This window comes from Microbacterium sp. CFBP9023, assembly GCF_034045055.1.
In the GTDB taxonomy this organism is placed as follows: domain Bacteria; phylum Actinomycetota; class Actinomycetes; order Actinomycetales; family Microbacteriaceae; genus Microbacterium.
The window spans coordinates 2,013,509-2,027,076 of sequence record NZ_JAXCWI010000001.1 but is presented as its reverse complement, the minus strand read 5'-3'; the positions used below and the strand labels follow the sequence as shown (position 1 = coordinate 2,027,076).

Below are 13,568 nucleotides of genomic sequence, written 5' to 3'. Positions count from 1 at the left end.
GGTGGTGCGGGTGGTGCTCGGGGTCGTGCGTGGGCTTTCCGTGATGGCTTCCCGTGAGGATTCCTGTGGGAGCGCTCCCATGCACTGTCCAGTGACTCTATGGGAGCGCTCCCACGGTGTCAAGCCCGAGCCTTTCGCGTAGCCTTGACCGGTGCCCGACACCGATCTCTCCCCCGCCCTCGTCCGCGCCGAATCCCTGATCCGCAGCATCCCCGACTATCCCGAGGCGGGGATCATCTTCCGCGACATCACCCCGCTGCTCGCCGACGCCGAGGCTCTGCAGGCGACCACCGATGCGATCATCGCGCCGTTCGCCGGACAGTTCGACGTCGTGGCGGGCATCGAGGCACGCGGCTTCATCCTCGCCGGAGCGGCCGCGATCGCCGCAGGCGTCGGCCTCATCCCGATCCGCAAGGCCGGCAAGCTTCCCCGCCCCGCGGCATCCGTCGACTACGCCCTCGAATACGGCACCGCGACGATCGAGATGCACGACGATCTGCCCGCCGGATCCCGCGTGCTGCTCATCGACGACGTGCTCGCCACAGGGGGCACGCTCGCCGCCGGACGCGAACTGGTCGAGCGCCTGGGCAGCCACGTCGTCGGCATCTCCGTGCTGTTCGAGATCGACGGTCTCGGCGGCCGCGAGGCGATCGGCGACCTGCACACCGTCTTCCACGCCTGAGCCCCGTCACCCGGGAATCGGGCGAGTCCCGAGCCGGTAGACTGGACACGCCCGTCCGCCCGCGACTTCCGGAGCCGTTCATGCCCACCATCGTCGTCGACGTCATGCCCAAGCCCGAACTGCTCGACCCGCAGGGGAAGGCCGTGTCCGGCGCATTCTCCCGTCTGGGCGTCGAGGGCTTCTCCGATGTCCGCATCGGCAAGCGCTTCGAGCTCACCGTCGAAGGCGAGGTCACCGACGAGATCCTCGCCGAGGCCCGCCGCATCGCCGATGAGGTGCTCTCCAACTCCGTGATCGAGGACGTCGTCGGCATCGAGGTCGCCGAGTGACCACGCGCATCGGCGTCATCACCTTCCCGGGCTCGCTCGACGACCGCGACGCCCAGCGCGCCGTGCGCATCGCCGGCGCCGAGCCGGTCGCCCTCTGGCACGGTTCGCACGATCTCGAGGGCGTCGACGCCCTCGTGCTGCCCGGCGGCTTCAGCTACGGCGACTACCTGCGCGCCGGTGCGATCGCCGCGCTCTCGCCGATCATGGCGGAGGTCAAGGACGCCGCGGCCAAGGGCATGCCGATCCTCGGCATCTGCAACGGCTTCCAGATGCTGGTCGAGGCGCACCTGCTGCCCGGCGGGCTGATCCGCAACGACCACCAGCACTTCGTGCGGCGCGATCAGAAGCTGATCGTCGAGAACTCCGACACCGCGTGGACCAACCGCTTCCGCACGGGCCAGGAGATCACGATCCCGCTGAAGAACGCCGACGGCGGGTACATCGCCGACGAGGAGACGCTCGACCGTCTCGAGGGCGAGAACCTCGTGGCATTCCGCTATGCGGGCGTGAACCCGAACGGCTCCCTGCGCGACATCGCCGGACTCACCAACGAGGCGGGCAACGTCGTGGGGCTCATGCCGCACCCCGAGCACGCGACCGAGGCCGGCTTCGGCCCCGACACCTCGGCCGCCATGCGCTCGGGCATCGACGGCGTCGACTTCTTCACCAGCGCGATCGCCGCCGTCGCCCGCGTCGCCGCGTAAGCGGTAGGCGCGCGCAGCCGGGGCCAGTTCCGCACCCCGCCCGCAGCCGGGGCCAGTTCCGCACCGCGCCCGCAGCCGGGGCCAGTTCCGCACCCGCTCGCACAGCCGGGGCCAGTTCTGCACCCGCGCGCACAGCCGGGGCCAGTTCTGCACCCGAATCGCCGGTTTCGGATGCGTTATTGGCCCCGCATCAGCGGAGGATGCGCTTTTGGCCCCGCACCGGCGCGATGACGCCGGCCCCAGCACCGAGGGGGTCGGTTCCGCACCCGCTCGCGCAGCCGGGGCCAGTTCCGATCCCGCTCGCGCAGCCGGGGCCAATTCCGATCCCGCTCGCGCAGCCGGGGCCAATTCCGATCCCGCTCGCGCAGCCGGGGTCGGTTCCGCACCCGCTCGCGCAGCCGGGGCCAGTTCCGCACCCGCTCGCGTAGCCGGGGCCAGTTCCGATCCCGCTCGCGCAGCCGGGGCCAGTTCCGCACCGCGCCCGCAGCCGGGGCCAGTTCCGCATCCGAATCACCCGAATCCGGTGCAATAGTGACCACGCACCGCGCCGGAGGTGCACTAGTGACCCCGCACCGCGCTGGAGGTGCACTAGTGACCCCGCACCGCGCCCGACGTGGCGGCAGTGGTGACGGCGCGCGACGGGTCAGCCGACGGGCAGCGCGAAGGGATTGTCGCCTGCGGCGGCGAGCAGGTACCAGGCCGTCGCACCGGTGTGCAGGCTGGCGTAGTAGAGGTCGCCGAAGCCCGAGTCGAGGCCGTCGGTCGACGTCGCCACGATCCCCTTGCCGTCGCCGTTGGGCGCGTCGCGCTGACCGAGGCGGATGCTGCTCAGCAGCGACTCCACGCGCTCGGCGTCACCGGGCGCATCGCGCAGCGTGAGAGCGAGCGCCAGGTGGCCGGATCCCTCGAACCACACCTTCGACACGTCGGCGTCGCTGATCGACGCGCCCTGATACTGCCCGTCCGTCGCGATGAGGTGGGTCAGCGTCCAGTCCAGCGAGGTGTCGTAGCGGGGGTCGCGCGTGGCGAGCGAGCTCCAGGTCTGCGCGTCGAGGGGAATGGGGCGGGTGTTGACCGTCGACCCGTCCAGCAGGGTGCCGGTGTCGACATGGCCGTCGGCGCTCTGCATCGCGGCCACGAAGGCCGACGCGACGCCCGCCCGATCGGCCCAGACGGAGTCGCCGGTGAGCTGTGCGAGCTGCGTGAAGAAGCCGGCGATATCGCTGTTGTGCTCCGTGGACTTCCACTCCAGCGACGAGCCGTTCTCGAGCTGGCCGCCGGTGTATCCGAAGGGCGCTCGCACCATGTCGGCGGTGTTGTTCTGGATCCATTCGGCGATCTGCACCGCCCCGGCGAGGTACTTCGAGTCACCGGTCGCGTGGAAGAGACGCGCGAGCGCCATACCGGTCCAGGCCTGGTTGCCGGTGAACGTGCCGGGGCCGGTGATCTCGACCCTCCCCTGACGGATGCCGTGCGGCTCGTACGAGGTGCGCACTCGGCCGTCGCCGATCGGGTCGTTCGCCTGCACGAAGAGCAGGGTGTCGCCGATGGTCCGCGCCCGACGGATGTCGTCGGGGAGCCCGCGTGCCGTGTACGCGATCACGACGAGGGCGTCGTCGTAGACGAACGACGGGGTGAAGTCCCAGGTCGGCAGGTCGGTGAAGAAGCCTCCTTGATAGCTGCGGGGAAGGCAGTGCCCCGCGCCGTCGCAGAACTCGTCGACGCGCGCATCGAGGAACTCGTAGGCGAGGGCGACCGACAGAGTCGGATCCGGTGCGGCGGTCGGGTCGTCGGCGGGGGCATCACCGGAGGCCGCGGTGGTCACGCCCGCGACCATCGCGGCGGCGATGAGTGCGGCGGCGAGCATCCATGGCGCTGAACGGCGCGATGAACCCGACATGAAGACCCCCTCGGTCCGAACCGCAGTCGGCGACCGCAGGCGACCAGGAGGTCACGTGCAAAATGCTGGCATACCAGGAAGTCTCGGCGGAAGTGGCGAAGGTCTAGTCTTTCGAGGCGCCCGGCGTGTCGCGCCCCGCGAGTAGCATGCGAGCCATGCCCATCACACTGGAGAACGTCGGCATCGCCGTGCGCGACCTCGAGGCGACGATCGCCTTCTTCACCGATCTCGGCCTCGCCGTGCTCGGTCGGGACGAGGTCAGTGGCGAATGGGCCGACACCGCCGTCGGCCTCGACGGCAACCACGCGAAGATCGCCGTGCTGCAGACACCCGACGGCCACGGTCAGCTCGAGCTGTTCGAATACATCCATCCCGACGCGATCGAGACCGAGCCGACCCTGCCGAACGAGATCGGGATGCACCGGGTGGCGTTCTCCGTCGACGACATCGACGAGTCCCTGGCCATCGCTGCCCGGCACGGATATCACCCGCTGCGAGGAGTCGCGAACTACCAGGACGTCTACCGGCTCACCTATCTGCGCGGCCCGAGCGGGATCCTCGTCATGTTCGCGCAGGACCTCACGAAGGATGCCGCGGCGAGCTAGCCGAGAGCCGGCGGCCAGACGCCGATGATCACGGCCATGACCACGATCGTGACGATCTCGTGTGCGATGTTCATGGTGGTCAACGCCGTCGGGCGGCCCTCGAAGGCGTCGTGCGTGATGAACCGCGCGGCCGTGAACCCGGCCCACAGCAGCACGCCGGTGACGACGGCGGCCCAGAAGAACGATCCCTCGTAGAAGTGCCAGGCGATCGCGGATGCTCCGGCGAGCACCCACGCCGTCGCGAAGCTCACGATCACGGTGGTGATGATCGCCATCGTCGCGCTCGCCCCCGGACGGTCCATGTCGACGTTCGCGAGCTTCGACCAGCGGGTGCCGAACACCTTCGGCGCGTACCAGATCGAGCCGACGATCATGCTCGAGGCGGTCGCGAGCAGAACGGCCCAGTAGTTGATCTCGGGAACCATGACAGCCTCCTGTGGTCGGATGCCCGAAGCATACTCCCGGGCCTGCAAGCGGCTGCGGACCGGCGCAGAATATCGGCTCCCCGAATCGATTCGATGCTCGCTCTGGCAATCATGTAAGCGTTTGCACTAATCTGTTGCCATGGCACAGCTTGAGCAGATCGCAGCCCCCGGTTCCGAGTGGTGGCGCAGCGCGGTCATCTACCAGATCTACCCCCGTTCGTTCGCCGACGCCTCGGGCGACGGCATCGGCGACCTGCCCGGCATCACCAGCCGGCTCGACTCGCTGAAGGAGCTCGGCGTCGACGCGATCTGGCTGAGCCCGTTCATGACGAGCCCCCAGCGGGACGCCGGCTACGACGTCGCCGACTACCGCGACGTCGACCCGCTGTTCGGCACCCTCGACGACTTCGACACGATGCTGAACGAGGCGCACGCCCGCGGCATCCGCGTCGTGGTCGACCTGGTCCCCAACCACTCGTCGGCGCAGCACGCCTGGTTCCAGGAGGCCCTCAAGGCTGCTCCCGGCAGCCCCGAGCGCGCGCGGTACATCTTCCGCGACGGAAAGGGCAAGAACGGCGAGCTGCCCCCGAACAACTGGGAGTCCGTCTTCGGCGGCGGCATGTGGGAGCGCGTGACCGAGGCCGACGGCACGCCGGGCCAGTGGTACCTGCACATCTTCGACCCGACGCAGCCCGACTTCGACTGGAACAACGAAGAGGTGCGCGAGGAATTCCGCTCGATCCTGCGCTTCTGGCTCGACCGCGGCGTCGACGGCTTCCGGGTCGACGTGGCCCACGGCATGATCAAGGCCGACGGCCTGCCCGACTACACGCCCCCGGCAGACGCCGACTCGATGGGCGGCGGCGAGGCGAACGTGCCGTACTGGGGCCAGGACGGAGTGCACGACATCTACCGCGACTGGCACAGGGTGCTGGCCGAGTACGACGGCGACCGCGCGCTGTGCGGTGAGGCCTGGATGCCGACGCTCAAGCAGACCGCCCTGTGGGTGCGCCCCGACGAGATGCACCAGACCTTCAACTTCCCCTACCTCATGACCGAGTGGGACGCGAAGGCTCTGGGGTCTGTCATCCGCGAATCCCTCGACGCGTTCGGCGAGGTCGGCGCACCCAGCACCTGGGTGCTGTCGAACCACGACGTCGTGCGCCACGCGTCGCGACTCGCGCTCACGGCCGAGAACCCGCAAGGCGAGGGCATCGGCCCGAACACCCCGCACAAGCCCGACACCGCCATCGGACTCGCCCGCGCTCGCGCGGCGACGACCGTGATGCTCGCGCTTCCGGGTTCGGCATACCTCTACCAGGGCGAGGAGCTGGGCCTGCCCGAGGCGATGGAGATCCCCGACGCCTTCCGTCAGGACCCGACGTGGTTCCGCACCAACGGCGAGCGCTACGGTCGCGACGGATGCCGTGTGCCGCTGCCGTGGGAGGCGGATGCTCCGGCGTTCGGCTTCAACGAGACCGGTGCGTCGTGGCTGCCCCAGCCCGCCGACTGGGCGTCGTACTCGCGCGAGGTCGAGGAGAAGGACGAGACCTCGACCCTGTCGCTGTACAAGCAGCTGCTCGCCGGTCGCCGCGAGCACGGCTTCGGAAGCGGCTCCCTCGTGTGGGAGGATGCCGGAAAGCACGCGGTCGCGTTCCGTCGCGGTGCGGTGCACGTGGTCGCGAACCTCGGCAAGAAGCCTCTCGCGCTCCCGGCCGACGCGACGATCGTCGTCAGCAGCCAGCCGTTCGAGGGCACCGACCTGCCCGTCGACACGGCGGTCTGGTACACCACGGCGTAAGCCGCACGACGTTCAGGTCGCAGTTCGCGCCGCCCACGGCACCGCCCGACGGCACGAACTGCGACCGGAACGGCTCAGAGAGGATCCCCCATGGCGAGCATCGATGAGGTCGCCCGGCTCGCCGGCGTCTCGACCGCGACGGTCTCGCGCGCGCTGAGCGGCCGAGGCCATGTGTCGGAGTCGGCCCGCCTGCGCGTGCAGGAGGCGGCATCGGCGCTCGGCTACGTCGTGTCCTCCCGCGCGTCGAGCCTGGCATCGGGCCGCACCCGCAACATCGGGGTCGTGGTTCCCTTCCTCGACCGATGGTTCTTCAGCACCGTGCTGTCGGGGGTATCGTCCGCGCTGATGCGCGAGGGCTACGACATCACCCTCTACAACATCACCGCCGACAAGGACGTGCGCCGCCACGTGTTCGACACCTTCCTGCGACGGCAGCGAGTGGACGCCGTGATCGCGGTCTCGATCGAGCTCGACGACGACGAGACGCAGTACCTGCTCGACCTCGGCCTGCCGGTGATCGCGATCGGCGGGCCGAACCCCAAGCTCGACACCCTCACCGTCGACGACGTCGCCGTGGCCCAGCTGGCGACCGAGCACCTGATCGGTCTCGGACACCGCGACATCGCCCACATCGGCGCGAACCCCGAGTTCGACATCGACTTCCACATCCCGACGAATCGTCGCCTGGGCTTCGAGAAGGCACTGGCGAAGGCCGGCATCCCTCTGAATCCGGCCTTCCTCGAGCCCGCCGACTTCACGGTCGAGGGCGGATACCGCGCGGCGAAGCAGCTGCTCGGACGCCCCGGCCCGCGACCCACCGCCGTGTTCGCGGCATCCGACGAGATGGCGATCGGGGCGATCCTCGCCGCCCGCGACCTCGGATTCGCCGTGCCGGACGACCTCTCGATCGTCGGCATCGACGGTCACGAGCTCGGCGAGTTCTTCCGACTCAGCACCGTCGACCAGTTCCCCCTCGGGCAGGGCGAGCGTGCGGCGGATGCCGTGCTCGCGAAGCTCGCCGACGGCGAAGCCGCGGGAATACCGGCCGAGCTCCCCTACGAGCTGAACGTCCGAGGCACGACCGCGCGCTTGGTCTAGAAGCGGAATATCACCACGGGCGCCAGCATGCCGCCATACTGATGCGATGGACGCGCTCAACGATTTCGTGCTCTCTGCCGGCGATGGGCTCTGGACGTGGGTGGTGCTGCCGATCCTCGTGGTCCTCGGCCTGTACTTCACCGCGCGATCGGGCGTGGTGCAGTTCCGGCTGATACCGGAGATGTTCCGCACCCTCACCGACCGGACACCCCGGAAGGAGAACGGCGAGCCGCAATCGGTCTCGGCGTTCCAGGCGTTCACGATCTCAGCGGCCTCCCGCGTCGGCGTCGGGAACATCGCGGGCGTCGGCACAGCGATCGCCATCGGCGGCCCCGGCGCGATCTTCTGGATGTGGACGATGGCGTTCATCGGCGGTGCGTCGAGCTTCATCGAGTCGACCCTCGGTCAGGCGTTCAAGGTCCGCGACAAGGACGGCTTCCGCGGCGGTCCCGCGTACTACATGCAGCACGGACTCAAGGCGCGCTGGATGGGCATCCTGTTCGCCGTCATCCTGATCGTCTGCTTCCCCTTCGCCTTCAGCTCCCTGCAGGCGAACACGATCAGCGCCACCGTCTCCTCGAGCTTCGGCGGCGAAGTGGGCTGGATCCCCTGGGTCGTCGGCATCATCCTGGCCGTCCTGACCGCCCTCGTCGTCTTCGGTGGCATCCGTCGCATCGCCAGCGTCACGCAGGCGGTCGTCCCGGCCATGGCGCTGGGATACCTGCTGCTCGGCCTCGTGATCGTCGGTATGAACTTCGAGCGCCTCCCCGAGGTGTTCGCCTCGATCTACACCCAGGCGTTCGGGTTCAACGAGGTCGTCGGGGCCGCACTCGGAACCATCATCATGACCGGGGTCAAGCGCGGCATGTTCTCGAACGAGGCGGGTCTCGGCTCTGCGCCGAACGCGGGCGCCACCGCGGCGGTGACCCACCCGGTGAAGCAGGGACTCGTCCAGACCCTCGGGGTCTACTTCGACACGTTCCTCGTCTGCTCGATCACGGCGTTCATCATCCTGGTGTCCACGCCCGACCTCGCGAACGCGACCCGGGGCATCGGGCTCACGCAGAATGCGATCGTGAGCAACCTCGGCGAATGGTCGAACATCCTCCTGAGCATCATCATCTTCCTGCTGGCGTTCAGCTCGATCCTCGGCAACTACTACTACGGCGAATCCAACATCGAGTTCATCAGCAGTCGACCCGCCGTCCTCACCGCCTACCGCGTGCTCGTCGTCGCGATCATCTTCCTCGGATCGATCGCCTCGGCGGACATCATCTGGAACACGGCCGACGGCATCATGGGGCTCATGGCGATCGTGAACCTCGTGGCGATCGCGCTCCTGTCGGGCATCGCGTTCAAGCTGCTGCGCGACTACTCCGATCAGCGGCGTGCGGGGCTCGACCCTGTCTTCACCCGCGCGCGGATGCCCGAGGTCACGGGCATCCAGTGCTGGGAGGACGAGCTGAGCGTCACCGGTCCGATCCCCGTTCAGGGCGAGCAGCGCACCCGCCGGGGCTAGCGCGCGGCCGGTCGGCTAACCCGGCGCGGGCGACCGTGGCCGCTCCCGCTCCGGCGCGGACGCTACGCTGACGCGGGTGACGAACATTCGCGACATGGTGCTGATCCCCGGCGGAACCTTCCGGATGGGGTCCGAGGACTTCTACCCCGACGAGCGCCCGGTGCACGAGCGCGAGGTCGCCTCGTTCGAGATCGACCGCTACGAGGTGACCAACGCGCAGTACGCGGAATTCGTCGATGCCACGGGATATATCACTGTGGCCGAGCGGCCTCTCGACCCGGCTGCCTTTCCGGATGCGGATCCGAAGGACCTCGTGCCGGGTTCCATGGTCTTCACGCCGACCGCCGGCCCGACCGACCTGCGCAACTGGCGCAACTGGTGGCGCTGGCAGGCGGGCGCCTCCTGGCGGCATCCGTTCGGCCCCGACTCGTCGATCGACGATCGGCTGCAGCATCCGGTCGTGCACATCGCGTTCGAGGACGCGGTCGCCTACGCCGACTGGGTCGGGATGCGGCTGCCCACCGAGGCCGAGCACGAGTACGCCGCCCGGGGCGGGGTCGACGGCGCGCCTTTCGCCTGGGGCGAGGAGATCTACCCCGGTGGCGAGGCGCAGGCGAACTCCTGGCTGGGTCGCTTCCCGTATGACAACCAGGGCGTCGGCGGCACGGCGCCGGTCGGGTCGTACGCCCCCAACGGCTATGGGCTCTACGACATGATCGCGAACGTCTGGGAGTGGACGAGCGACTTCTACACGCCGCGGCATCTGAAGCTGTCGGAGAAGCCGGTGGATCCCGGCAAGCGCGCGAACCTGTTGGCGGCGGCGAGCGCGCAGGAGGGCTTCCCGAGCATCCCGCGCCGGGTGCTGAAGGGCGGATCACACCTGTGCTCCCCCGACTACTGCCTGCGCTTCCGCCCGGCCGCCCGCTCGCCCCAGGCGGAGGACACCGGCATGTCGCACATCGGATTCCGCCTCACCCGCTCCGTGTGAGGCCCCCCTGGGCATCGGCCCGAGCCCCTGGTTGGCTGAGCCGCACGGGCGCCTGCCCGGCCTCACCGCCGACCGAGGAGCGACAATGTCCGACAAGCCCAACATCCTCATCATCTGGGGCGATGACATCGGCATCGCCAATCTGAGCACCTATACCGACGGCCTGATGGGCTATCGGACTCCGAACATCGACCGGATCGCCGATGAGGGCGCGAAATTCACCGATTACTACGGCGAGCAGAGCTGCACCGCCGGGCGTGCGGCGTTCATCACCGGACAGAACCCCTATCGCACGGGTCTCACGAAGGTGGGGATGCCGGGGGCGAAGCTGGGGCTCCAGCCCGAGGATCCGACGATCGCGGATGCGCTCAAGCACCACGGCTATGCGACCGGCCAGTTCGGCAAGAACCATCTCGGCGACCGCGATGAGCACCTGCCGACGGCGCACGGCTTCGACGAGTTCTTCGGCAACCTCTATCACCTGAACGCCGAGGAGGAGCCGGAGCACCCGGACTACCCGACCGACGAGGAGTACCCCAGGTTCAGCGAGCGGTTCCGCCCGCGCGGCGTGATCCACTCGTGGGCGAACGACGACGGCACGCAGCGCATCGAAGACACCGGTCCGCTGACGAAGAAGCGCATGGAGACCGTCGACGAGGAGTTCCGCGATGCTGCGGCGGACTTCATCCGCGCCCAGGCCGACGACGACACCCCGTTCTTCGTGTGGTTCAACTCGACGCACATGCACTTCCGCACCCACACCAAGGAGGAGAGCAAGGGGCGGGCCGGACGCTGGCAGTCGGAGTATCACGACACGATGCTCGATCATGACGACGTGGTGGGCAGTCTGCTCGATCTGCTCGACGAGCTCGGCCTCGCCGAGAACACGATCGTCATGTACTCCACCGACAACGGCCCGCACATGAACAGCTGGCCGGATGCCGGCATGACGCCGTTCCGCAACGAGAAGAACTCGAACTGGGAGGGTGCCTACAGGGTCCCGGCGATGGTGCGCTGGCCCGGGCACGTCCCCGCGGGCACGACGCTCAACGGCATCGTGAGCCACAACGACTGGTTCGTGACGCTGCTCGCGGCGGCCGGCGACACCGACATCGCCGAGCGTCTGAAGGCGGGCACGGATCTGCATGGCACCGACTTCAGGGTCCATCTCGACGGCAACAACCAGCTCGACTACATCACAGGAGTCGCCGAGCACAGCCCGCGACGACACTTCTTCTACGTCTCGGACGACGGCGACCTCACGGCGCTGCGCTTCGAGAACTGGAAGTTCGTCTTCCTGGAGCAGCGCGCGGTCGGAACCCTGCAGGTGTGGCAGGAGCCCTACATCGAGCTGCGGTTCCCGAAGCTCTTCAATCTGCGCACCGATCCGTTCGAGCGCGCCGACATCACCTCGAACACCTACTGGGACTGGGTGCTCGACCACATCTTCCTGTTCATCCCGGCCCAGGCGTATGTGGCGAACATGCTGCACACCCTTGCCGAGTTCCCTGCTCGCCAGGAATCGGCATCGTTCACGATCACCCAGGTGATGGCGAAGCTGCAGTCGACGGTCGGCAGCTCCTGACCGTCGCCCTCAGGCGTCGAGCGGCGATCGGCGGGCGAGCGCGTTGCGCCTCGCGAGCATCAGCCCGCCGATCACCGCGGCGATCAGGGAGCCGAGGAGCACGCCGATCTTGACGTGCTCGTCGGCGACCGAACTCGACCCGTAGGCGAGCTCGCCGACGAGCAGGGAGACGGTGAATCCGATTCCGGCGAGGAACGCCATGCCGGTGAGGTCGGGCCAGCGCAGCGATTCGTCGAGACGCAGAGCGGGCACCCGGCTGAGCAGGAACGTGGTCGCGAGGATCCCGATCGGCTTGCCCAGGACGAGGCCGACGATGATGCCGATCGCGATCGGATCGGTCAGCGCCGACGCGAGCCCCGCGAGTCCGCCGATCGTGACGCCCGCCGCGAAGAAGGCGAACACGGGCACGGCGAACAGCGTCGCCACGACACCCCACCGGTCGGCGAAGTGCGGGGCGAGGCCGTCGTAGAGGGGCTCGCCGTCGGCATCCGTCCCTCGCGGCACCCGAGCGCGCTCGGTCGGGATGACAGGAACGACGAAACCGAGGAGGACTCCGGCGACGGTCGCGTGGATGCCGGCGGCATGGATGCAGACCCACACGGCGATCGCGAGAGGCATCAGGATCCACCACGCCCGCACGCCCTTCTGCACGAGCAGCGCGAATCCTGCGAGGGGCAGCAGCGCGAGAGTCAGCCAGGGGAAGCTGATCGAGTCGGTGTAGAAGGTCGCGATGATCGTGATGGCGATCAGGTCGTCGATGATCGCGAGTGTGAGCAGGAAGACACGGAGCGCCGGTGGGAGGAACTTCCCGACCACGGCGATCACGGCGACCGCGAACGCGATGTCCGTGGCGGTCGGGATGGCCCAGCCGCGCAGGGCGTCGCCGTCGCCCGCGTTGATCAGGGCGAAGATGATCGCCGGCACGATCACCCCGCCGACGGCTGCGGCGATCGGCAGCGCCGCCTGACGCGGATCGCGCAGTCGGCCGGTGGCGAACTCCTCCTTCAGCTCGAGACCCACGACGAAGAAGAAGATCGCGAGCAGGCCGTCCGCGGCCCAGGCCCCGATGCTCAGATCGAGATGCAGCTCGGGGACGCCGAACGTGAAGTCGCGCACCGACTCGTACCACGACACGGCGGGGGTGTTGGCGAGGATCAGCGCGGCGACGGTGGCGGCGAGCAACAGCGAACCCCCGAGCACCTCGCTGCGGGCGTTGGAGCGGATGCCTCGCCACAGCTCATGGGGAGCCAGGCGGAGACGGGGACGGGTGCGGACAGGAGAAGCGGACATGACGAGACCTCACGCGAGAGAAGGGGTGAACGACGCGGAAGACCGCACCCCACTGAGGCGCGGTCTAGTCCCGTGGCGGCGGGCAGCCCGCGATCTCGCCGTGCGAGAGAGTGCCCCAGACGCTGGTCCACCCGTTCGTGCCCGGGTGGAGCACGACGCGCATCCATTCCTTCATCGGAGTCGCCGAGCGCAGCTCATGCGGAGCGCGCGCCGAACCGGCGATCGAGAGGAGGGCCATGGAATCAGCCTATCGGGATGACCGCCCGCCGACCTGAGGAGCGCAGCAGGATCAGACGGCTCGCAGCGCGTCGCCGGCGGCGTCGAGAGCGCCCTCGGCGAGGGAGAAGTACGCCCACTTGCCGCGCTGCTCACGCGTGACGAGTCCGGCGTCCGCCAGCAGCTTCATGTGGTGCGAGACCGTGCCCTGCGACAGACCGACCGGGTCGGTGAGGTCGCAGATGCAGGCTTCGCCACCTGCGGCCGACGAGATCAGCGAGAGCAGGCGGATGCGCGTCGGGTCGCCGAGCGCCTTGAACAGGCGGGCGATCCGTTCGGCCTCGGCGAGCGGAAGAGCGGATGCCGCGCGCGGCGTGCAGCAGCCCGTCTGCTCGATCGTCACCGGAAGCGTCATGCGCTCATCCT

At 68.8% G+C, this 13,568-nt stretch carries 14 protein-coding genes; 9 read left to right on the top strand and 5 right to left on the bottom strand.

The genetic code is table 11. The features are described from left to right. Positions 1-151: 151 nt before the first annotated feature. From SOM10_RS09910 to purQ, 3 genes are all read left to right on the top strand, one after another. Positions 152-682, top strand: a complete 531-nt coding sequence (locus tag SOM10_RS09910; protein WP_053098587.1) for an adenine phosphoribosyltransferase — start codon at positions 152-154, stop codon at positions 680-682. Between the two features lie 80 nt (positions 683-762). After that, the gene (gene purS / locus SOM10_RS09905; protein WP_053098586.1) at positions 763-1,011 is read left to right on the top strand and encodes a phosphoribosylformylglycinamidine synthase subunit PurS; all 249 of its coding nucleotides are present in this window, start codon (positions 763-765) and stop codon (positions 1,009-1,011) included. Beyond that, positions 1,008-1,715 carry a phosphoribosylformylglycinamidine synthase subunit PurQ gene (gene purQ / locus SOM10_RS09900; RefSeq protein ID WP_053098585.1) on the top strand — a complete coding sequence of 236 codons (708 nt, stop codon included), beginning with the start codon at positions 1,008-1,010 and terminating at the stop codon, positions 1,713-1,715. The genes purS and purQ overlap by 4 nt, the downstream gene beginning before the upstream one ends. Positions 1,716-2,358: 643 nt before the next feature. On the opposite strand, the gene SOM10_RS09895 is transcribed toward purQ, so the two are convergent. After that, on the bottom strand, positions 2,359-3,615 hold the full coding sequence (locus SOM10_RS09895; RefSeq protein ID WP_320489650.1) for a hypothetical protein: 1,257 nt from the start codon (positions 3,613-3,615) through the stop codon (positions 2,359-2,361). A 155-nt stretch (positions 3,616-3,770) separates the two neighbouring features. Here SOM10_RS09895 and SOM10_RS09890 point away from each other — a divergent pair, with 155 nt between their 5' ends. Continuing rightward, on the top strand, positions 3,771-4,220 hold the full coding sequence (locus SOM10_RS09890) for a VOC family protein (protein WP_320489648.1): 450 nt from the start codon (positions 3,771-3,773) through the stop codon (positions 4,218-4,220). On the opposite strand, the gene SOM10_RS09885 is transcribed toward SOM10_RS09890, so the two are convergent. Next, positions 4,217-4,645, bottom strand: coding sequence for a DUF1761 domain-containing protein (locus SOM10_RS09885; protein WP_320489647.1), 429 nt, complete (start codon positions 4,643-4,645; stop codon positions 4,217-4,219). The two genes, SOM10_RS09890 and SOM10_RS09885, sit on opposite strands and share 4 nt — an antisense overlap. A 139-nt stretch (positions 4,646-4,784) precedes the next feature. Here SOM10_RS09885 and SOM10_RS09880 point away from each other — a divergent pair, with 139 nt between their 5' ends. From SOM10_RS09880 to SOM10_RS09860, 5 genes are all read left to right on the top strand, one after another. Continuing rightward, the gene (locus SOM10_RS09880; RefSeq protein ID WP_320489646.1) at positions 4,785-6,446 is read left to right on the top strand and encodes a glycoside hydrolase family 13 protein; all 1,662 of its coding nucleotides are present in this window, start codon (positions 4,785-4,787) and stop codon (positions 6,444-6,446) included. A gap of 90 nt (positions 6,447-6,536) precedes the next feature. Beyond that, the gene (locus SOM10_RS09875) at positions 6,537-7,544 is read left to right on the top strand and encodes a LacI family DNA-binding transcriptional regulator (RefSeq protein WP_187248936.1); all 1,008 of its coding nucleotides are present in this window, start codon (positions 6,537-6,539) and stop codon (positions 7,542-7,544) included. Positions 7,545-7,590: 46 nt separating this feature from the next. Beyond that, on the top strand, positions 7,591-9,063 hold the full coding sequence (locus SOM10_RS09870) for an alanine/glycine:cation symporter family protein (RefSeq protein WP_187248937.1): 1,473 nt from the start codon (positions 7,591-7,593) through the stop codon (positions 9,061-9,063). Positions 9,064-9,157: 94 nt separating this feature from the next. Beyond that, positions 9,158-10,051: a formylglycine-generating enzyme family protein gene (locus tag SOM10_RS09865; RefSeq protein WP_320489788.1), complete on the top strand. Its 894-nt coding sequence runs from the start codon at positions 9,158-9,160 to the stop codon at positions 10,049-10,051. 85 nt (positions 10,052-10,136) lie between these two features. Next, on the top strand, positions 10,137-11,636 hold the full coding sequence (locus SOM10_RS09860; RefSeq protein WP_320489641.1) for an arylsulfatase: 1,500 nt from the start codon (positions 10,137-10,139) through the stop codon (positions 11,634-11,636). A gap of 9 nt (positions 11,637-11,645) precedes the next feature. On the opposite strand, the gene nhaA is transcribed toward SOM10_RS09860, so the two are convergent. The 3 genes from nhaA to SOM10_RS09845 form a co-directional block, all read right to left on the bottom strand. Next, a complete protein-coding gene (gene nhaA / locus SOM10_RS09855; RefSeq protein ID WP_320489639.1) occupies positions 11,646-12,926 on the bottom strand; it encodes a Na+/H+ antiporter NhaA in 1,281 nt (426 codons plus the stop codon). A gap of 64 nt (positions 12,927-12,990) precedes the next feature. Further along, positions 12,991-13,164, bottom strand: a complete 174-nt coding sequence (locus tag SOM10_RS09850; protein WP_171821976.1) for a hypothetical protein — start codon at positions 13,162-13,164, stop codon at positions 12,991-12,993. Positions 13,165-13,215: 51 nt separating this feature from the next. Beyond that, the gene (locus SOM10_RS09845; protein WP_053098578.1) at positions 13,216-13,557 is read right to left on the bottom strand and encodes an ArsR/SmtB family transcription factor; all 342 of its coding nucleotides are present in this window, start codon (positions 13,555-13,557) and stop codon (positions 13,216-13,218) included. Positions 13,558-13,568: the final 11 nt, after the last annotated feature.

Coding starts and splice junctions, on each gene's coding strand:
- purS (WP_053098586.1), top strand. CDS start 763: ATGCCCACCATCGTCGTCGACGTCATGCCCAAGCCCGAACTGCTCGAC.
- SOM10_RS09895 (WP_320489650.1), bottom strand. CDS start 3,615: ATGTCGGGTTCATCGCGCCGTTCAGCGCCATGGATGCTCGCCGCCGCA.
- SOM10_RS09890 (WP_320489648.1), top strand. CDS start 3,771: ATGCCCATCACACTGGAGAACGTCGGCATCGCCGTGCGCGACCTCGAG.
- SOM10_RS09885 (WP_320489647.1), bottom strand. CDS start 4,645: ATGGTTCCCGAGATCAACTACTGGGCCGTTCTGCTCGCGACCGCCTCG.
- SOM10_RS09880 (WP_320489646.1), top strand. CDS start 4,785: ATGGCACAGCTTGAGCAGATCGCAGCCCCCGGTTCCGAGTGGTGGCGC.
- SOM10_RS09875 (WP_187248936.1), top strand. CDS start 6,537: ATGGCGAGCATCGATGAGGTCGCCCGGCTCGCCGGCGTCTCGACCGCG.
- SOM10_RS09870 (WP_187248937.1), top strand. CDS start 7,591: ATGGACGCGCTCAACGATTTCGTGCTCTCTGCCGGCGATGGGCTCTGG.
- SOM10_RS09865 (WP_320489788.1), top strand. CDS start 9,158: ATGGTGCTGATCCCCGGCGGAACCTTCCGGATGGGGTCCGAGGACTTC.
- SOM10_RS09860 (WP_320489641.1), top strand. CDS start 10,137: ATGTCCGACAAGCCCAACATCCTCATCATCTGGGGCGATGACATCGGC.
- nhaA (WP_320489639.1), bottom strand. CDS start 12,926: ATGTCCGCTTCTCCTGTCCGCACCCGTCCCCGTCTCCGCCTGGCTCCC.
- SOM10_RS09850 (WP_171821976.1), bottom strand. CDS start 13,164: ATGGCCCTCCTCTCGATCGCCGGTTCGGCGCGCGCTCCGCATGAGCTG.
- SOM10_RS09845 (WP_053098578.1), bottom strand. CDS start 13,557: ATGACGCTTCCGGTGACGATCGAGCAGACGGGCTGCTGCACGCCGCGC.